The 18,248-nt window shown below is 71.8% G+C and carries 17 protein-coding genes, 1 tRNA gene and 1 pseudogene; 6 read left to right on the forward strand and 13 right to left on the reverse strand.

What is annotated here, in order from left to right; translation table 11 throughout:
- Both D0D28_RS37025 and D0D28_RS25555 read left to right on the forward strand, forming a co-directional pair.
- A pseudogene (locus D0D28_RS37025) lies at positions 1-128 on the forward strand (metallophosphoesterase); the annotation flags it as partial.
- Positions 129-157: 29 nt separating this feature from the next.
- A tRNA-Pro gene (locus D0D28_RS25555) sits at positions 158-231 on the forward strand.
- Positions 232-665: 434 nt separating this feature from the next.
- On the opposite strand, the gene D0D28_RS25560 is transcribed toward D0D28_RS25555, so the two are convergent.
- On the reverse strand, positions 666-1,412 hold the full coding sequence (locus D0D28_RS25560; RefSeq protein WP_116113089.1) for a methyltransferase domain-containing protein: 747 nt from the start codon (positions 1,410-1,412) through the stop codon (positions 666-668).
- Between the two features lie 38 nt (positions 1,413-1,450).
- Between D0D28_RS25560 and D0D28_RS25565 the strand changes: the two genes are divergently transcribed.
- Complete coding sequence (locus tag D0D28_RS25565; protein WP_116113091.1) at positions 1,451-3,280, forward strand: prolyl oligopeptidase family serine peptidase; 1,830 nt, start codon at positions 1,451-1,453, stop codon at positions 3,278-3,280.
- A 48-nt stretch (positions 3,281-3,328) separates the two neighbouring features.
- Here D0D28_RS25565 and D0D28_RS25570 read toward each other — a convergent pair whose 3' ends face one another.
- The 3 genes from D0D28_RS25570 to D0D28_RS25580 all read right to left on the reverse strand — a co-directional run bounded on the left by D0D28_RS25570 (position 3,329) and on the right by D0D28_RS25580 (position 4,867).
- Entirely contained in the window at positions 3,329-3,805 is a 477-nt protein-coding gene (locus D0D28_RS25570) for a Dps family protein (RefSeq protein ID WP_094005552.1), read from the reverse strand.
- Positions 3,806-3,836: 31 nt separating this feature from the next.
- Entirely contained in the window at positions 3,837-4,256 is a 420-nt protein-coding gene (locus D0D28_RS25575; RefSeq protein WP_116113093.1) for an organic hydroperoxide resistance protein, read from the reverse strand.
- A 65-nt stretch (positions 4,257-4,321) separates the two neighbouring features.
- Positions 4,322-4,867 (reverse strand): NADPH-dependent FMN reductase, encoded by a 546-nt coding sequence (locus D0D28_RS25580; protein WP_116113096.1) that lies wholly within the window; start codon positions 4,865-4,867, stop codon positions 4,322-4,324.
- Between the two features lie 126 nt (positions 4,868-4,993).
- Between D0D28_RS25580 and D0D28_RS25585 the strand changes: the two genes are divergently transcribed.
- Entirely contained in the window at positions 4,994-6,040 is a 1,047-nt protein-coding gene (locus D0D28_RS25585; protein ID WP_094005548.1) for an alpha/beta hydrolase, read from the forward strand.
- A gap of 61 nt (positions 6,041-6,101) precedes the next feature.
- Here the strand turns inward: D0D28_RS25585 and D0D28_RS25590 are convergent, their stop codons facing one another.
- From D0D28_RS25590 to D0D28_RS25615, 6 genes are all read right to left on the reverse strand, one after another.
- Positions 6,102-6,608 (reverse strand): hypothetical protein, encoded by a 507-nt coding sequence (locus D0D28_RS25590; RefSeq protein ID WP_116113099.1) that lies wholly within the window; start codon positions 6,606-6,608, stop codon positions 6,102-6,104.
- Between the two features lie 1,042 nt (positions 6,609-7,650).
- A complete protein-coding gene (locus D0D28_RS25595; protein ID WP_094006298.1) occupies positions 7,651-8,148 on the reverse strand; it encodes a hypothetical protein in 498 nt (165 codons plus the stop codon).
- A gap of 172 nt (positions 8,149-8,320) precedes the next feature.
- A complete protein-coding gene (locus tag D0D28_RS25600; protein WP_116113102.1) occupies positions 8,321-9,763 on the reverse strand; it encodes a catalase in 1,443 nt (480 codons plus the stop codon).
- Positions 9,760-10,209, reverse strand: a complete 450-nt coding sequence (locus D0D28_RS25605) for a Fur family transcriptional regulator (protein WP_094006300.1) — start codon at positions 10,207-10,209, stop codon at positions 9,760-9,762. The genes D0D28_RS25600 and D0D28_RS25605 overlap by 4 nt, the downstream gene beginning before the upstream one ends.
- 77 nt (positions 10,210-10,286) lie before the next feature.
- Entirely contained in the window at positions 10,287-10,886 is a 600-nt protein-coding gene (locus D0D28_RS25610; RefSeq protein ID WP_094006301.1) for a TetR family transcriptional regulator, read from the reverse strand.
- On the reverse strand, positions 10,867-12,378 hold the full coding sequence (locus D0D28_RS25615; RefSeq protein WP_116113104.1) for a DHA2 family efflux MFS transporter permease subunit: 1,512 nt from the start codon (positions 12,376-12,378) through the stop codon (positions 10,867-10,869). The genes D0D28_RS25610 and D0D28_RS25615 overlap by 20 nt, the downstream gene beginning before the upstream one ends.
- 103 nt (positions 12,379-12,481) lie before the next feature.
- Here D0D28_RS25615 and D0D28_RS25620 point away from each other — a divergent pair, with 103 nt between their 5' ends.
- Positions 12,482-13,669, forward strand: a complete 1,188-nt coding sequence (locus tag D0D28_RS25620; RefSeq protein WP_116113106.1) for an MFS transporter — start codon at positions 12,482-12,484, stop codon at positions 13,667-13,669.
- A 59-nt stretch (positions 13,670-13,728) separates the two neighbouring features.
- Positions 13,729-14,289, forward strand: coding sequence for an AAA family ATPase (locus D0D28_RS25625; protein ID WP_094006304.1), 561 nt, complete (start codon positions 13,729-13,731; stop codon positions 14,287-14,289).
- A gap of 88 nt (positions 14,290-14,377) precedes the next feature.
- Here the strand turns inward: D0D28_RS25625 and D0D28_RS25630 are convergent, their stop codons facing one another.
- From D0D28_RS25630 to D0D28_RS25640, 3 genes are all read right to left on the reverse strand, one after another.
- The gene (locus D0D28_RS25630; RefSeq protein ID WP_116113108.1) at positions 14,378-15,250 is read right to left on the reverse strand and encodes an aldo/keto reductase family oxidoreductase; all 873 of its coding nucleotides are present in this window, start codon (positions 15,248-15,250) and stop codon (positions 14,378-14,380) included.
- Positions 15,251-15,503: 253 nt separating this feature from the next.
- Entirely contained in the window at positions 15,504-15,857 is a 354-nt protein-coding gene (locus D0D28_RS25635; RefSeq protein ID WP_167481542.1) for a hypothetical protein, read from the reverse strand.
- Positions 15,858-15,875: 18 nt separating this feature from the next.
- Positions 15,876-18,206, reverse strand: a complete 2,331-nt coding sequence (locus D0D28_RS25640) for an SdrD B-like domain-containing protein (RefSeq protein WP_240323349.1) — start codon at positions 18,204-18,206, stop codon at positions 15,876-15,878.
- Positions 18,207-18,248: the final 42 nt, after the last annotated feature.

Raw genomic sequence — 18,248 nt, forward strand, 5'->3', positions numbered from 1 at the left:
CCCCCTACGCCCCCGCCCGCTTCGCCTGCCCACCCGAAGCGACCCTGTTGACCCTGGTCGAACGCGGCCAGACCACGACGAACGCCTCCAAGGCCACCCCCCGCAAAGCCCCCAGCGACATCCGCTAAACTCTTCTTCGACCCGCTAAGCAGTACATCGGGGTGTGGCGCAGCTTGGTAGCGTGCCTCGTTCGGGTCGAGGAGGTCGTGGGTTCAAATCCCGCCACCCCGACGGAAAATCCGGGGATCCCCTGTCCGCCGTAAAGCTGGCGGACGGGGGATTTTCCTTTGTGTTCTCTGGGGGTCGAACCCCCAGACCCCCGCCAGGGGGCAAGCCCCCTGGACCCCCCGCGATTTGCGTGGTGAGTGGGTTGGGTGCCGCGTGTGGCGCGTGTCGCGGGGCGACATCCGCGCCGGGCGTAGCGGAGCAGAGCCGGTTTTCGCCGTCTCCCTAACCGGCGGCCGTGTGAGGTGGTGTCCGCCTCCTCCAACCACACCCCCTCCGGACCCGATCCCCAGCCTTCTTCGGTTGCCGAGTAGCGGGGTCAAGGTACTCTTTCCCGCCTTGACGCCGCTGCTCGGCAACCGAACAATCGAGATCGGGGCGGGTGGGGGTGCCGGGGCGTAGCGGAGCGAAGCCGGCGCTTTCGGATACCCGCGTAGCGGCTACTTGACGGCCAGCAGCTCTACCCAGTACTGCGTGAAGTCGCCGTCGCCGGTGTGCGACCAGGCCCAGGCGGAGCGGGCGGCGGAGGCCAGCTGGTCGCGGTCCAGCGGGGAGGCGCTCAGCGCGGCGTCCAAGCGTGACTCCACGTAACGCGCCAGCTGGCGGTAGCTCATGTCGGCCCGGAAGCGGCCGTGGGTGCGGACGTCCCGGAAACCAGCCGCGGTGACCCACGACGCCACGTGCTTCCCGGCGAACGGGTCGCCGCCCGCCCGGCGGCAGAGCAGGTAGTGGCCCCGCAGAGCGGCAGCGACGTTCGCCGTGCCCGGGCGCAGCCGCGCGCGCGACCAGTCCGAAGTGGACAACGCCAGGATGCCGCCGGACCGCAACACCCGGCGGATTTCGGCAAGGGCATCGGCGGGACGCGCCAAGTGCTCGAACAACGCGTGCGCGAACACCACGTCCACGCTCTCCTCCGCCACCGGCAACGCGTACACGTCCCCGGCCACGAACTCCACTGTGGACGATTCCGGGAACTGGCCCGGCTCCCGGTCCAGCCCCACCACGTTGCCCGGCCCGGCGATCGTCGCGAAGCCCGCCGTGATCGTGCCCGGGCCGCACCCCACGTCGAGCACGCGCATGCCCGGCCGCAGCAGTCGCAACACGTACTCCGCACGGCCGGTTGCGGTGCGTGACGCCATGATCGACAGCGCGTCCTGCGCGAACCCGGGCGCGTATCCCTCCAGCACACGCACACGGTACGGGCACGAGCTGGCAGGATCGAGGGGTGACTACCCAGCACCCGCCCGCGAACATCCCCGACCGCCTCTTCGACGACCCCGAGGCCGAGTCCCGCTGGCGCGCCCGGTTCCACGCCCCGCGCGTGTCGGTGCCGGACTGGTCCCTCGACGCGCCCGACCGCAACATCTACGTCTCCAACGCCAGCGGCGTGTGGGAGGTCTACTCCTGGGACCGCGCCACCGGCGAGCACCGCCAGGTCACCGACCGTCCCAACGGCACCCTGCACGCCACCACCTCCCCCGACGGCAGCGCCATCTGGTGGTTCAACGACACCGACGGCGACGAGTTCGGCACCTGGATGCGCCAGCCGTTCGACGGCGGCCCGGCCGAGCCCGCCCTGCCCGGCGTCCACGCCGGCTACCCGGCCGGGCTCGAGATCGGTCACCGCGTCATCGCCAGCGGCGTCTCCACCGACGACGGCAGCGAGCTGTTCGCCACCCGCGACGGGCAGACCACCCGCTTCTACGCCAGCGAGCAGGACGCCGGCGTCGCCGCGCTGTCCCGCGACGAGTCGCTGCTCGCCATCTCCCACGCCGAGCACGGTGACTCCCGTCACCCCGCGGTCCGCGTCCTGGACACCACGAACTTCGACGCCGTCGCCGACAAGTGGGACGGCGAGGGCAAGGGCCTCACGCCGCTGGAGTTCTCGCCCGTCGCCGGTGACCAGCGGCTGCTCGTGCTGCACGAGCGCCGCGGCCGCGAGGAGCTGCTGGTCTGGGACGTGGCCGCAGGCACCGAGCAGGAGCTGGACCTCGGCCTGCCCGGCGAGGTCGTCGCCACCTGGTATCCGTCGGCCGACGCGCTGCTCGTCGTGCACTTCCACGAGGCCCGCAGCTCCCTGCACCGCTACGACCTGACCACCGGCGAACTGTCCGCTGTGGACACCCCGCCGGGCCGGATCGGCGGCGCCGGGGTGCGCCCCGACGGCACGGTCGAGTACTCCTGGTCCAGCGCCGCGGAGCCCGCCGTCATCCGCGCCCGGGCGACCGACGGTACCGACACCGTCCTGCTCACCCCGCCCGGCGACCCGGCACCCGGTTCCGCGCCGGTCACCGACGCGTTCGTCGAGGGCGCGGGCGGCCGCATCCACGCGCTGGTCGCCCGCCCGCGGAACGCGCCGGACGGACCGCTGCCCACGGTGTTCACCCTGCACGGCGGCCCGCACGCGGCCGACGAGGACCGCTTCTCCGCCTACCGCGCGGTGTGGCTGGACGCCGGGTTCGCCGTCGTCGAGGTCAACTACCGCGGCTCCACCGGCTACGGCTCGGCCTGGCGCGACGCGATCGAGGGCCGCCCCGGCCTGACCGAGCTGGAGGACGTCGCCGCGGTGTACGACTGGGCCGTCTCCAGCGGCCTGAGCGACCCGGCGCGGATGGTCGTCTCCGGCGCCTCCTGGGGCGGCTACCTGACGCTGCTCGCCGTGGGCACCCAGCCCGACCGGTGGGCGGCCGGGGTCGCGGTCGTGCCGGTGGCGGACTACGTCGCCGCCTACGAGGACGAGATGGAGCAGCTGCGCCAGTTCGACCGGGCGCTGTTCGGCGGGTCACCGGAGGACGTGCCCGCGGTGTACCAGGAGTGCTCGCCGATCACCTACGTCGACGCGGTCAAGGCGCCGGTGCTGGTCCTGGCCGGCGACAACGACCCGCGCTGCCCGATCCGGCAGATCGAGAACTACCTGGAGCGGCTGGCCAAGCGCGACCTGCCGTACGAGTTCTACCGCTACGACGCCGGTCACGGCTCGCTGGTGATCGCCGAGACGATCAAGCAGACCGCGGCGGAGGTGCACTTCGCGATGAAGGCGGTCGGGCTGCGCTGACGCGACGAGGGCCCCGGGAACGCTCCCGGGGCCCTCGTCGTGCGCCGGTCAGGCGGTCTGCGCCTGCCACATCCAGTGGGCCTTCTCCAGCTCGTGCGTGATCTCGATGAACAGGTCCTGGGTGACCAGGTCGCTCTTGTCCGTCTCGTCGATGCGCTTGCGCATGCGCTGGATCAGGTCGGCGAGGATGTTCACGATGTTCTCGATCGTGGACTCCACGCTCTGCCAGTTGTCCGGGTAGTCCTTCAGACCCGAGCTTTCCACGACGGTCTTGGCCTTGCCGTTCGGCGAGATGCCGATCGCGTTGGCGCGCTCGGCGACCTCGTCCACGTAGTTGCGCGCGGTGGCCACCAGCTCGTCGAGCTGCAGGTGCACGCTGCGGAAGTTCGACCCGACCACGTTCCAGTGCGCCTGCTTCGCGATCAGCGACAGGTCGACCAGGTCGACCAGCGCGGCCTGCAGCGCGTTACCGGTGATCTCCTTGTCGGCCGGGCTGAGCGGGCTCTTGATGGGTGCGTTCGCCATCGAAAAAATCCTCCTTGTCGACAACTCTTCGTCAGGTCGTCGCGGTGATCTCGACCTGGATGTTTCCCCTGGTGGCGCGCGAGTACGGGCACACCTGGTGCGCCTGCGCCGCGAGTTCACCGGCCTGGTCCTGCTCCAGGCCGGGCAGGTGGGCCACGAGCTTGACGGCCAGCTCCAGGACGCCGGCGACCCGGCCGAGCACGGCCTCGGCGGTGACGGCGGAGTCGTCCAGCTCGACGCCGGCCTTGCGCGCCACCAGCCGGACGGCGCTGTGGAAGCAGGCGGCGTACCCGGCCGCGAACAGCTGCTCCGGGTTGGTCATCTCGCCGCCGGGGCCGCCCATCTCCTTGGGCACGGCCAGCCGTTCGTCGATCACGCCGTCCGACGTCGTGACCTCGCCGTTCCGTCCGTCGCCACGGGCGGTCGCGACCGCTGTGTAAACCGGTTCCACCTGGTTCCCCTCCGCCGACGGCAGGTGTCAGCGGGTGGATACCCCGTGAGCCGGTGGACGAATCCTCAGCGGCGGGCGCGGGCGAAGTCCACGACCTGCCGCCCGATCAGCTTGAGCGTGGTCACGGCCTTCTCCTCGGAGGCGCCGCCGACCTCGTCGAACTTGACCTCCGCGGAGTTGATCGACCCGCCGAGTGGCGTCGGCCACCCGCGCAGCGCGTGGGTGATGGTCCGCAGCTGGTCGAGCGTGGTCACCGCGGCCTGCCACCCGAACGCGACGGCGGCCAGCCCGAGCGCGCGGCCGTCCAGGTAGGGGCGCTCGTCCGGCCGCAGGTCCTCGACGTAGTCCAGCGCGTTCTTGATCAGCCCGGACAGCGCGCCGTGGTAGCCGGGCGAGACGATGATCAGCCCGTCGGCCCGGCGGATCGCCTCCACGAAGCGGACCGCCTGCGGCGTGCGTTCCTCGATCGCCGAGTCGTAGAACGGCAGCACCAGGTCGTCGCCGGTGAGGGCGAGCGTTTCGGCCCCGGCCTCGGCCGCGCTGCCCAGCGCGATCCGCAGGGCGCGCTCGGACTGTGAGCCCGGGCGCAGGGAGCCGCCGATACCGACCACGTTGACCGCCGCACTAGTCACGAGTTCGAGGCTAACCCCTCCACCTAGGTGGAGGACCAGGATCTGGGACGGAGGCGGCGGTCACACCCTGGTCAGTTTGCCTACTAGTGAGTAACCTCCCGGGTCATGGCGACCTCACTGCGGAGCCGCGCGGAAGCCCTCGCGGCTCAACTGATCTTCGGGCTCCCCGGGGCCGCGCGACGGCTGATCGCCGGACGCCCCATCCGGCTGGACGGCCAGGAACTCGCGCTCGACGCCCAGCTGCTGCTCCGGCTCCAGCAGCTCAACCGGGTCAGCATGAGCGCGGGCACGCCCGAGGTCGCCCGGCAGCGGATCCTCGAGTCCGGCCACCTGGTCAGCGGCAAGCCGATCGAGCCGGTGCGCACGCAGGAGATCGTCATCCCGGCCGAGCACGGCCCGCTGCCGGCGACGCTGTACGTGCCCGAGGGGCTGCCGTCGCCGTCGCCGCTGCTGGTGTTCTTCCACGGCGGCGGCTGGGTGATCGGCAGCCGCGCGAGCCACGACAACACCGCCCGCTACTTCGCCAAGCACGCGGGCGTCCGGGTGCTCTCGGTGGAGTACCGGCTCGCGCCCGAACACCCGTTCCCCGCGGCCACCGACGACGCCCTCGCCGCGTTCGGCTACGCCCACTCCAAGGCCGCCGACCTGGGCGTGGACCCGGACCGGATCGCGGTGGGCGGCGACAGCGCGGGCGGCAACCTCGCGGCGGTGACCGCCCAGGTGACGACCGCGCGCGGCGGCCCGGCCCCGGCGTTCCAGCTGCTGCTCTACCCCGGGGTGGACGCGAGCACGCGGCGCCGGTCGCGGGAGATCTTCGCCAGCGGCTTCTTCCTCACCGACGCCGACATGACGTGGTTCATCGACCACTACGCGCCGACCGGGGTGGACCGCACGGACACCCGGCTGTCGCCGCTGCTCGCCGAGGACTTCACCGGGCTGCCGCCCGCCTACGTCGCCACCGCCGGGTTCGACCCGCTGCGCGACGAGGGCGAGGCGTACGCGGCCAAGCTGCGGGACGCGGGTGTGCCGGTCACGTTGAGCCGTCAGCGCGATCTCATTCACGGTTACGTCAACTTCCTCGGCGTCGGCAGGCGGTTCCGGGAGGCGACCTCGGAGGCGGCGGGCGCACTGCGCCTGGGACTGCGGGCGTAAAAAGACCGGAATCCGATGTGGACGTCCACATCGGATTCCGGCCCCCCTGCCGGATCGCTGGTCAGGCTGCCGGGATCGGCACCGGCACCGGGAGCGGCGGAGCCGAGCCGAGCAGTGAGGCGAGCAGGCTCGTCACGGTCTTCAGCAGGTTCTTGAGCAGGTTGCTGACGAGGTTCAGCGGCGGTGGCAGGTCGGGGATGTCCGGCACCGGCGGCAGCTGGCGGACCTCGCCGGCCTTCGACGGATCGGCCAGGATGCGGCTCGCCTCGGTGGCGTAGTCGTTGCTCGTGGCGGCAGTCTGCTGCGCGTCGGACTGGATGGAGTACTTCTGCCCGGCGGCGAGGTCGCCGAGCACCGGGCTCATCGCGCCGAGCGACCGCTGGGTGGCGGGCACGTCCCCGGCGTAGGCGGCCCTGGCGAGCTGGTCGCGCAACTGGAGAACCTGTTCCGCGGCGGCCTGCGTGCTGGACGTACCCTTCCCCCCGGCCGCGGCGACGCCTGCGCCGCCCACCGCCAGCACGCTGCCGGCCACCGCCACCGCGATGACCCTGGCGAACTTGCCTAACATCTCCCTACCTCCTGGCCTCGGTGGACCTGTCAGGCTCATGCGTACCTGGCGTGTTGATCTCCCACCACTCAGCACCCGAAGGTGACGGTTTCCAACCCTCACGTGCCGGATTCGGTTTCTCGCCGTAGCCCCGCATCGGATGAAACTCGAACGGTTCTCGATCGCCCAGCTGATCAAGGTTTTGGGGAGCGGGGGTTGCGCAGCGTGGTCGCGTCACCCGGCGGTACCCCAAACTCACTCGAAGCGCTGCACTGGAGGGTGGGGGGTGGAAGAACAGTGGACAAGTGGGGGTGACGGAAGTGGGGCGGTAGTGGACCTGGCCGCGCGGCAGCCTGCGAACCGGCGGCCGGCAACGGCGGTGGGCCGACTACGGCCCAGGGCCGCGCGGCAGCCCGGCAAACCGCAAGCCGGCAACGCATCAGCACCGACTACCCCCGGGGCCGCGCGGCAGCCCCGCACAACCGGCGGCCGGCAACGCAGCTGCACCGACTACCCCAACCAGACCTCCCCCGCCCCCGATCCACAGCCGGTCTTTGGTCGCCGATCAGGCGTGTCAAGGTACTCTTTCCCGCCTTGACACGCCTGCTCGGCGACTGAAACACAATCCGGAATCGGGGGCGGGGGTGGTCGGAAGGTGACCGTTCGGCGCCGTGAGGCGCTCTCCGCCCGTAGGGCGGACCGCCCGCAGGGCGGACTCCCCGCCTGCCCAACGTCACCTCTAAAGATCAAAAGATGTCCTCGCCGGACGGGCAGGCTCCGGGATGACGGGGAATGCAGGAACCTCACCTCGGGCAGGTGGTCGCTGGGTGGTCATCCCGTCGCCTTCCGGTTTGTGTGTATCACCTTGAGCCAGGGCCGCAAGGTTGGCAAGGTCGGCCGCCGGAGAGAGCCTGGGTTGCGGCCCTGGCTCAAGGTGATCGTCACGTGTCAGGCGACGGGATGACCACCCAGCTACCTTGGGTTCACTGCACGGCGCTGGCGCGCCGCAAAAGAAAGGCCGGGCTCCGCTGTGGGTGTCCACAGTGGAGCCCGGCCGTTCTGGTCAGGCTGCGGGCACGGTCAACGCCGGCGGCGGGGTGCCCGTCAGCGCGTTCAACAGCTCCGTCAGCTTCTGGATCAGCGTCTTCAGCAGGTCCGCCACGATGTCCAGGGGCGGCGGCGGGTTCTGCAGCGGCGACGTCGACGGCACCTGCTTGACGGTGCTCGCCTGGGACGGGTCGGCGATGATCCGGCTCGTCGTGTCGGCGTCGTTCTTCGCGGAGGCCGCTGTTTCCCGCGTATCCGACTGCACGGTGTACTTCTCGCCCGCGGCGAGGTCGCCCAGCAGCGGGCTCATCTGGCCCAGCGCGCGCTGGGTGCCGGGCACGTCGGCCGAGTAGGCCGAGTCGACCAGCTCGGTGCGCAGCTGCAGCAACTGCTCACCGGCGGCCTGGGTGCTGGACGTGCCCGATCCGTCGGCCGCGGCGACAGCGGCTCCGGTCAACGCCAGAACGCTGCCGGCCACCACCGCGGCCACGATCCGGGCGAAGTTGCCTCTCATTCCCTACCTCCTGGTGTGGGTGACCTGACGCGCAGCGAGAAGTACCAACACCACCGCCGCTCAACCGTCCTGCCACCCGATCCGGGAGTGATCACCACCCATCGGTGTCACAACCGAAAGCGGCCCGGCGAGCCACAAAGGACTCACCGGGCCGCTGCTCCGTGGTGGGAGACTACTTGCCGAACGCTTCGGCGACCTTGTCGCCGAGGGACTTGTCCACGTTGCGCCAGTACTCGAACACGCGCTCCAGCACCGGCTCGGACACGCCCTTCTTGGCGTGGCCGATGATGTTCTGCGCCAGGCGCTCACGCTGCGCGTCGTCCATCACCTTGCGCACCAGGGTGCCCGCCTGGCCGAAGTCGTCGTCCTCGGCGTGCAGCCGGTAAGCCGACCGGATGACCTCGTCGACCACCCCGTAGGAGGACACCGTCTCGCCGGCGTAAGCCGCGTCGGCGTGCGGGCCGCCGAACGAGTTCGGCGCGTACACCGGGTCGCCCGGGTTCTGGTAGCGCATCGCGCCGTCCCGCGAATAGCTGTTCACCGGCGACTTCGGCGCGTTCACCGGCAGCTGCGCGAAGTTCGCGCCGATCCGGTAGCGGTGCGCGTCCGGGTAGGCGAACAGGCGGCCCTGCAGCATCTTGTCCGGCGACGGCCCGATGCCCGGCACCATGTTGGTCGGCGCGAACGCGGCCTGCTCGATCTCCGCGAAGTAGTTCGACGGGTTGCGGTCGAGCACGTACCGGCCGACCTTGATCAGCGGGTAGTCGCCGTGCGGCCACACCTTCGTCAGGTCGAACGGGTTGAACCGGTAGTCCGCGGCCTCCTCGTACGGCATGACCTGGACGTACAGGGTCCAGCTCGGGTGGTCGCCCCGCTCGATCGCGGTCCACAGGTCACGGATGTAGTAGTCGGCGTCCTCACCGGCGATGCGGTCGGCCTCGGCCTGGGTCAGGTAGCCGATGCCCTGGTCGGTCTTGAAGTGGTACTTGACCCAGAACTTCTCGCCGCCCGCGTTCTCCCACAGGTAGGTGTGCGAGCCGAACCCGTCCATCTCGCGCCAGTTCGACGGGATGCCGCGGTCGCCCATCAGCCAGGTGACCTGGTGGGCCGACTCGGGCCGCAGGGTCCAGAAGTCCCACTGGATGTTGTGGTCGCGCAGGTGGTTGTCGGCGCGGCGCTTCTGCGAGTGGATGAAGTCCGGGAACTTGATCGGGTCCCGGATGAAGAACACCGGCGTGTTGTTGCCGACCAGGTCGTAGTTGCCCTGCGTGGTGTAGAACTTCACGGCGAACCCACGCGGGTCGCGCCAGGTGTCGGGCGAGCCGTTCTCGCCGGCCACCGACGAGAAGCGGATGACGCTCTCGGTGCGGGTGCCCGGCTGGAACAGCGCGGCCTTGGTGAACTGGCTGACGTCCTCGGTGACCTCGAGGAAACCGAACGCACCGCCGCCCTTCGCGTGCACCACGCGCTCCGGGACGCGCTCGCGGTTGAAGTGCGCGTTCTTCTCGATGAGGTAGTGGTCCTGCAGCAGGATCGGGCCGTTGGCGCCCAGGGTCAGCGAATCGTTGTCGCTGGCCACCGGGATGCCCACGTTGTTGGTGGTCGGCTTGGTCACGCCGAGCCCTCCTTCTCGTGGTGGGTGGTGGAACAGGCGGGGCACAGGCCCCAGAAGACGACCTCCGCCTCCTCGACGACGAACCCGGCGGTGTTCGAGGGTTGCAGGCAGGGCGCGGCGCCGTGGACGCAGTCGACGTCCTCGGCCCGGCCGCAGCCGCGGCAGACGAGGTGGTGGTGGTTGTCCCCGGTACGTCTCTCGAACCGGGCCGGATGGCCGGCCGGTTCGATGCGCCGCACCAGTTCGGCGTTCGTGCAGGCACCCAGGACGTCGTAGACCGCCTGGGTGGACACGGAACCGAGCACGTCCCGCACACCGGCCGCGACCTGGTCGGCGGTCGCGTGGGGATGCCCGGCGAGCCACTCGAGAACGGCGACGCGCGGAGCGGTGATCCGCAGGCCGGCGGCCTTGAGCTGGTCCCGCACGGGGCTCGACTGGTGAGGCATCGCAACCAAGCTTGCCCGTTAATCTGGAATGAGTCAAGAAAACTGCCCGGGCGGGTGAGTGACGTTCCCCGCCCGGCCTACAGCGGCAGCCCGTCCTCCAGCAGGGTGACCGCCCTGTCGACCACGCCGGCCAGGTTCTCCGGAGCGTCGGCCGCGCTGAAGTATGCCGCGAAGACCACGCCGACCACCGCTCCGGCCCACACCCGCACGGAGAAGTCACCGGGGTCCCGGCCCACTCGCTCGGCCGCCGCCTCGGCGAGCATGGACACCCCGGCCGCGATCTGCTCCAACATCCGGTTCCGCAACTCGGGGACGGCGAACACCAGCCGCTGCCGGGCACGCTCCAGTTCGGACTCTTCGGCATCCAGCCGCGTGAACACCTCGGCGCACGCGGCCCGCACCGCCTGCAGCGGCGTCAGCTCCGCCGGCTGCGCCACGAAGGCCCGCATCAGCACCGGGTCGAGGCGGTCGTAGAGGACCGTGTCCTCCTTGGTCGGGAAGTAGCGGAAGAAGGTGCTCTGCGAAACCTCGGCGGCCGCGGCGATCTGCTCGATCGTGGTCTCCGCGTAGCCCTGCGCCGCGAACAACCTCAGCGCGTGCCCCTGGATCGCGGCCCGCGTCCGCGCCTTCTTCCGCTCCCGCAACCCGACCGGCTGCTCATCCCGCGACGACCTCATGCCCCGATTCTGCCCCGGCCACGTCCTGCGCCTGCCGCGGCAGGAACAGCGCGGCCAGCACCGCACCCACCAGGGCGAAGCCGGCGCACACCCACAGCGCCGCGGCCATGCCGGACACGAACGACTCGCGCACCGAGCCGAGCAGCGCGGGCACACGCGCCGCGACCTCCACCCCGGCCGCGGCACTGCTCCGGACCGCCGACGCCGCCTCGCCGGGCAGCCCGCTCACGTCGACCCGCGTGCGGTAGGCGGCGTTCAGCACCGTCCCGAGGATCGCAACCCCGAAGGTGCCGCCGACCTGCCGCACGGCCTGCAGTACACCGCCGCCGACCCCGCCGCGTCCTGGACTCAACGCACCCATCGCGACGTCCATCGACGGCGGCAGCGCGAACCCCAGCCCCACGCCGACCAGCGACACCCACACCGCCGGGAAGCCGTACCCGTCGCCGGCGCCGGTGGCCGTGCCGGTGACCAGCCCGGCCGTCATCACCACGAACCCGGCGCTCACCAGGACCCCCGCCCCCAGCCGGGGCCGCAGCCACTCCGCGGTCCGCACGCCGACGAGCAGACCGCCGACCACCGGCAGCAACCGCAACCCGGTCCCCAGCGCGTCGGTCGCCTGCACCGCCTGGAAGTACTGCGGCAGCACGAACAACGCGCCCATCATCGTGAAGGACGCCAGCGTCGCGAGCACGGCACCCCAGCGGAATCCGGGCGAGGCGAACAGCTTCAGGTCCAGCAACGGCTGGTCCACCCGAGCCTGGTGGACGACGAACCCGGCCAGCAGCACCAGCCCGCCGGCGACCGGCCCGAGCGCGGCGGCCGACCCCCAGCCTCGGTCGCCGGCCTCGACCAGTCCGTAGGTCAGCGCGGCCAGGCTCACGCTGGACAGGACGACACCCGGGAGGTCGACGCGCCGGGCGCGGTCGCCGGGCAGGTTCGGCACCAGCCAGGCCAGCAGCACCAGGCCGGCGAGCACCGCGGGCACGTTGAGCAGGAAGACCGAGCCCCACCAGAAGTTGTCCAGCAGCCACCCGCCGACCACCGGTCCGAGCGGGATGCCGACCGCCATCGCCGCCGCCCACACGGCGATCGCCCGCGCCCGGTCGGCACCCGGGAACAGCACGTTGAGCACCGACATCGACAGCGGCACCAGTGCCGCCGCGCCCAGACCGAGGAACGCCCGCGCCGCGATCAGCATCTCGGCCGTGCCGGCGTAGGCGCAGGCCACCGAGGCCAGGCCGAAGAGCGCGAGACCGCCGAGCAGGAACCGCTTGGTGCCGAACTTGTCCCCGAGCAGGCCGGCCGGCAACAGTCCGGCGGCGAGCACCAGCGTGTACGCGTTCGAGAACCACTGCAGCTCGCTCGTGGACGCCTGCAGGTCAACGGCCAGGGTCGGCAGGGCGACCGACAGGACCGTCACGTCGAGCCCGAAGGCCAGCAACGCCACTGCGAGCGCACCCAGCGCCCACCACCGCTTCACGCCGTCCATCGCCCCTCCAAACTGAAAGTCACTGTTTTTTGATAGTAGCTGTCAGTTTGCGTGCGTAGCAAGCGGCGGAAATGGAGTTGCACGGGCGTGCCAAAGTGGGAACATGTCCCTCCAGCCGTATCGCCAGGTCCTCGCCGTGCCCGGGGTCCGCATGGCGATGCTGCTGTTCTTCTTCACGCGCCTGCCGATGACCGCGACCGGCATCACGCTGACCCTGCACGTCGTCAGCGACCTGGGCCGCGGGTACGGCGAAGCGGGGCTGGTCGGGACCGCGACGATGCTCGGCAGCGCGCTCGGCGCCCCGCTCGTCGGGCGGATGATCGACCGCTACGGGCTGCGCCCGGTCACCTCGGTCTGCGGCCTGACCTCGGCGGCGTTCTGGCTGGCCACCCCGCACCTGCCGTACACGGCGCTGCTCGTGGCCGCGCTGCCGGCGGGCGCGCTCGTGCTGCCGGCCAGCTCGATCGCCCGCCAGGTGCTGACCGCGCTGGTGCCGCCGGAGTCCCGACGCTCGGCGTACTCGCTCGACTCGATCCTGCTGGAGACGACCTTCATGGTCGGCCCGAGCGCGGGCATCGCGGTCTCGACGCAGCTGTCGTCGACGCTCGCGCTGAGCGGGATCGGGGGCTGCTTCGCCCTCGGCACCGTGGCGCTGTGCTGGTTCAACCCGCCGATCCGGCACGAGGCCGAGGTGGTCAGCGCGGCGCGGCCGCCCATGCGGGAGTGGCTCACGCCGCGGCTGGTCGGCGCCCTGCTGGTCGCGTCGGGCGCGCTGTTCTGCCTGATCGGCACGGAACTGGCGACGCTCGCCGCGCTGCGCGCCACCGGCGAGGTGGGCTGGACCGGCGTGGTGATCGCCGTGATGTGCGTCGCGTCCGCGGTCGGTGGCATCGTCCACGGCGCGGTGCGGAAATCGCTTTCCCAAACCCGGCTCATGGTGCTGCTGACCGTGCTCGTGATCCCGGTCGGGCTGGCCAGCGGGCTGCCGTGGTGGCTGAGCGCGATCGCCCTGGTGCCGACCAACCTGGCCTGCGCGCCGACCCTCGCCTCGACCGCCGAGGAGGTCACCGGCCTCGCGCCGCCGCGGGTGCGCGGCGAGGCGATGGGCCTGCTCGACGCGGCCACCCGGCTCGGGATGGCCGCCGGCAGCCCGGTGGTGGGGTTCGTGATCGACCACACCACACCCGGGTGGGGCTTCGCGGCGGCGGGCCTGTTCGGGCTCGGATTCGCCGTGGTCGCGTTCGGGCTGCGCCGCCGGTCAGCCCGGGTGCCGGCTGTGGCGTCGCTGTGAACGACCGGTTTGACCGGTAAGTGAGGAACGCGGGCGGTGTGATCACGCGTTGGCCCGGTATGAACAGCACAGCCGGCGCCACCCTGGAGATGACGATCGAACCGCGGGCGCTGCTGGTGATCGCCGGGCTGCCCGGTTCGGGCAAGAGCACCCTGCTGCGCAGCACGCAGGCCAGCCGCCCGGTCGAGGTGCTCGATTCCGACCAGATGCGCGACCGGCTGGCCGCCGCCCTGCCGCCGGGCACGCCGTACCGCCGCTACCGCCCGGCGGTGCACGTCCTGCACCGGGTGCGGGTGATGTTCGCGGCCATCCGCACCCCCGGGCCGGTCGTGGTGCACGACCCGGCGACCGGCGCGGCGACCCGGGCGTGGCTGATGCTGACCGGGCTGGTCACCGGACGGCGACGGCACCTGCTGTGGGTGGACTGCACCCCGCAGGAGGCGCTGGCCGGGCAACGCGCGCGCGGCCGGGTGCTGCGGAAGGCGTCCTTCTGCCGCCACGTGCGCCGCCTGCCCCGGGTGCGCGCGCTGCTGCTCGACGGCCGGCCCCGCGGCTGGAACGAAACCACGGTCATCGACCGGGAAACGGCCGGCCGGGGCCTCCACCTCGTGGTGCGCTGAGCGCGAGTCCCACGCTCCGTCGCGCGAGTCCCACGCTCAGGCACGCGAGTTCCACGCTCAGGCACGCGAGTTCCGCGTTCGCGGTGGGTCAGCCGATCGCGTCCAGTTCGCCGATGGCGTCCGCCGGGAGCTCCAGTGACGCGGCGGCCACGTTCTCCCGCAGGTGGGCCACCGACGACGTGCCGGGGATCAGCAGGATGTTCGGCGAGCGCTGCAACAGCCAGGCCAGCGCGACGGCCATCGGCGTCGCGCCGAGTCGGGCGGCCACCGAGTCCAGCACCTGCGACTGCAGCGGCGAGAACCCGCCGAGCGGGAAGTACGGCACGTACGCGATGCCCTGCGCGGCCAGCGACTCGACGAGCTCGTCGTCCTCGCGGTGGGCCACGTTGTAGGCGTTCTGCACGCACACGACCGGCGCGATCGACTGCGCCTCGGCGACCTGCTCGGCGTTGACCGTGCTGATGCCGAGGTGCTTGATCAGGCCCTCCTGCTGCATCTCGACCAGCGCGGTGAACGGTTCGGCGATCGAACCCGGCACCGCGGAGTGGCCGTCGTCCCCGCCGCCGACGCGCAGGTTGACCACGTCGAGCGCGTCCACGCCGAGGTTGCGCAGGTTGTCGTGCACCTGGGCACGCAGCTGCTCGGGCGAGCGCTGGTGCACCCAGGCGCCCTGGTCGTCGCGCACCGCGCCGACCTTGGTCACCACCACGATCCCGTCGTAGGGGTGCAGCGCCTCGCGGATGATCTGGTTCGTGACGTGCGGGCCGTAGAAGTCGGCGGTGTCGATGTGGTTGACACCCAGCTCGACGGCCTCGCGCAGGACCGCGACGGCGGCGTCGCGGTCGGCGGGCGGCCCGAACACCCCGGGGCCGGCCAGCTGCATCGCGCCGTAACCCATGCGCCCGACGGTGAGCCCGCCGGTGAGGGTGAACGTCCCGCCGGCCAGTGTGTTCGCTGTCATGGAAATCCCTTCTCGACTGCTTGGGCTCCACGATCCGCCGCGCGCCGGGGAACAGGCAGAGCCCCCGCGATCCTAGGAGTCCCGGGGACAGGAAGCCGACGCCCGGGGCAGCGCGAGCCCCTGCGCGTGGGACTCACGCGCCGGAGCGCGGGACTCGCGCGCCCGAGCGTGGGACTCGCGGGCGTGAGTGTGGGACTCGCGGGCGTGAGTGTGGGACTCGCGTGGCGGAGTGTGGGACTCGCGGGGGGTGTGCTTATGTGCAGGCCTGGCGGAGGCGCTCCAGGTTCGCGGTGTTGGTCTGGACCCAGTCGTTGATGTCGCTGATGCCCTGGCTCTTGCGCTGCTCCAGCGCGACGTAGGAGTCGGCGATCGCGAAGAGGTTCTGCTGCAGCGTCTGGTCCGTCACCTGGTTCCCGAGGTTCCGCAGCTCCTCGGCCTTCTGCTGCGCCTGGGCCGCCACCTCCTCGGCCGAGGCGTACGGGTTCAGGTTCGCCAGCCCGAGCGCCTGCGAGCACGCGCTCACCCGGTCCGCCGTCTCCGCGGCCTCCGCACAACCGGCCAGCACGACCGCCATCCCGACAACTCCGAGCACCCGCAGAATTCTCATACCGCCCAAACTACCGAATCACGGTTCCTGCCCGGCGGCCTTCCACCAGCGCACCCCGACGACCAGGCCGATCGCGGCCACGACACCGAACAGCACCCACCCGACCGGGAACCCGCCGCCGCTGACGGACTCCTGCGCCGCGGGCACCACCGCCGGGGTGCCGCTGACCAGGCCGAACCGCGCGGACAGGTCCTCCCGCGGCTTCGGGCCGACGTCGACCGGCCCCGAGCAGCCCGGCTCATCGCTACCGACGAGCCGGAGATCGGGCAGGTCGGTCAGGTCGAAGCACACGCGGAACGAACCGTCCGGCAGATCGTCCAGCAGGTACGAACCGTCCGCGGCGGTGCGCGTCACCGCGACCGGGCGCCCTTCGGCGTCCTTCATCGTCACCGCGACGCCCGCCGCGCCAGGCTCGCCCGCGTCCGGCTCGCCGTTGCCGTTGCGGTCCAGCCAGAGCAGGTCGCCGAGCCGGTTGCGGGCGGGCGCCAGCCCGACGCCGACGCTGCCGTCCCGATGGCCGACCCCGACCACGACCGTCGGGGCGCACCCGCTCACCAGGTCCACATCGGAATCCTTTGTGGACTCCCCAGCACGCGGCCTGGTGAACTGGTACCCGGCCACCGGCGCCGGGAGCGCGCCGCGGTCCACGCACACCTGGTAGGTGCCGTCCGGGATCCCGGTGAACCGGAACTGCCCGTCCGCGCCGGTCGTCGTCGTGGCCTCCTCGCCGCCGTCGGCGCGGAGCAGCTTGACCGGCACCCCGCTCGGGCCCGATTCGGTGTCGTCGGCGATGCCGTTGCGGTTCGTGTCCGCCCACACCCGCTCACCGATGCGGTTGACCGGCGCGCCCAGGCCCGCGTTGAGCGCGGTGTCCTCGCGCTTGCCGAGGCCGAGGGTCACCGCGGAGGTGCACCCGGTGGCCGGGTCGGCGCCGGAGACCGCGCTCTTCTCCACCGGGGTGAAGTCGGCGGCCGACGGCGGCAGGTTGGCCAGGTCGAAGCACACCGCGAACGCGCCGGACGGCAGGTCGTCGAAGGCGTACTTCCCGTCCGGGCCGGTGGTGGTCATGGCGAACTGGGTGCCGTCCTCGGCGCGCAGCTTGACCGGCACCCCGGCGATCCCCGGTTCGATCGCGCCGGGCCGCCCGTCACCGTCGACGTCCTGCCAGACCAGTGCGGCGATCCGGTTGACCGGCGGGGCGAGGCCGGCGTCCATCGTGAGGTCCTGGGTGCGGTCCGGCTTCAGCTCGGTCGGCGCGGTGCAGCCGGTGGCCGGGTCGGGCGCGGAGTCCTGGCCCGGACTGCCGGCTCGCTGCCGGGTGAGCTGGTAGTCGCCGTACTGCGGCGGGAGCTTCGCGGTGTCGAAGCAGACCTGGTAGCTGCCGTCAGGCAGGTGCGAGAACTGGTACTGGCCGTGCGGGCCGGTGCTGGTCCCGGCGACCGGGGTGCCGTCGGCCTTCTGCAGCCGCACGCCGACGTCGGCGATCCCCGGCTCGCCCGGATCCTGCAGGCCGTTGCGGTTGCTGTCGGCCCACACCAGGTCGCCCACCCGGTTGAGCCCGCCGACCACGCCCGCGTCGACGGTGTGGTCCACCGCGCCGGGCGGTCCGATCGCGACTCGCACGGACCCGTCCGCCGGGTCCACATCGGAATCCAGCGACTGGTCGCCCGCGTGCGGCACGGTCCACTTCAGACCCTCGACGGGCGGGGATCCGGGCAGCGGTCCGGTGTCGACGCCGCTGAAGTCGAACTTGAGCGTGTAGCAGCTGTGGGGCTGCAGGCCCTCGGCCGGGCCGAACAGGTAGCGCCCGGCGCGGTCGGTGGTCTTCTCCGCCAGCGGCGCGCCACCGCCGTCACAGCCCAGGAGCTGGACCCGCACGCCGGGCAGCGGGGGCTCGTCGCCGTCCTGGATGCCGTCGCCGTCGGTGTCGAACCACGTGCGGTCGCCCAGCTGGACCGGACCGTCCATACCGCCGACGCCCATCGTCAGTGTGACGGCCTTACCGCCGCCGACGTCGACGAACTCGGTCAGGCTGGCCCGGCTCTGGTCCTCGACGGCCGGCTTGACGTCGGGCATCGACGCCGGGATGGCGGCGTCCACGCGGTACTTGCCGCCGGACAGCGGGGTGGTGGCGAGCTGGACCGACCCGTCCGGCCCGGTGACGCCGCTGACGCTCGCGCCGCTCGGGTCGGTGGCCACGACGAGGATGCCGCCGACCCCGGTCTCACCCCGCACGACCCGCACGGTGAGCGGGCCGTCGGTGTCGTCCGCGGTCGCCACGAGCAGGGGCGTGCTCAACCCGAGCACCGCCGCCGCGCACACCAACGCGGCCAGGACATGCCTTGCCAACGCGAGCTCCCCGACTTCTCCCTGCCACTGACTGGGCCCACC

The sequence above is a fragment of the Amycolatopsis ruanii genome (assembly GCF_003385175.1).
GTDB classification, from domain to species: Bacteria; Actinomycetota; Actinomycetes; order Mycobacteriales; family Pseudonocardiaceae; genus Amycolatopsis_E; species Amycolatopsis_E thermalba.

Bases quoted from the DNA above. Each gene is read 5' to 3' on its own strand.
- D0D28_RS25570 (WP_094005552.1), bottom strand. From the start codon at position 3,805: ATGGCGAACGCACCCATCAAGAGCCCGCTCAGCCCGGCCGACAAGGAG.
- D0D28_RS25585 (WP_094005548.1), top strand. From the start codon at position 4,994: ATGGCGACCTCACTGCGGAGCCGCGCGGAAGCCCTCGCGGCTCAACTG.
- D0D28_RS25590 (WP_116113099.1), bottom strand. From the start codon at position 6,608: ATGTTAGGCAAGTTCGCCAGGGTCATCGCGGTGGCGGTGGCCGGCAGC.
- D0D28_RS25595 (WP_094006298.1), bottom strand. From the start codon at position 8,148: ATGAGAGGCAACTTCGCCCGGATCGTGGCCGCGGTGGTGGCCGGCAGC.
- D0D28_RS25605 (WP_094006300.1), bottom strand. From the start codon at position 10,209: ATGCCTCACCAGTCGAGCCCCGTGCGGGACCAGCTCAAGGCCGCCGGC.
- D0D28_RS25610 (WP_094006301.1), bottom strand. From the start codon at position 10,886: ATGAGGTCGTCGCGGGATGAGCAGCCGGTCGGGTTGCGGGAGCGGAAG.
- D0D28_RS25615 (WP_116113104.1), bottom strand. From the start codon at position 12,378: ATGGACGGCGTGAAGCGGTGGTGGGCGCTGGGTGCGCTCGCAGTGGCG.
- D0D28_RS25620 (WP_116113106.1), top strand. From the start codon at position 12,482: ATGTCCCTCCAGCCGTATCGCCAGGTCCTCGCCGTGCCCGGGGTCCGC.
- D0D28_RS25625 (WP_094006304.1), top strand. From the start codon at position 13,729: ATGAACAGCACAGCCGGCGCCACCCTGGAGATGACGATCGAACCGCGG.
- D0D28_RS25630 (WP_116113108.1), bottom strand. From the start codon at position 15,250: ATGACAGCGAACACACTGGCCGGCGGGACGTTCACCCTCACCGGCGGG.
- D0D28_RS25635 (WP_167481542.1), bottom strand. From the start codon at position 15,857: ATGAGAATTCTGCGGGTGCTCGGAGTTGTCGGGATGGCGGTCGTGCTG.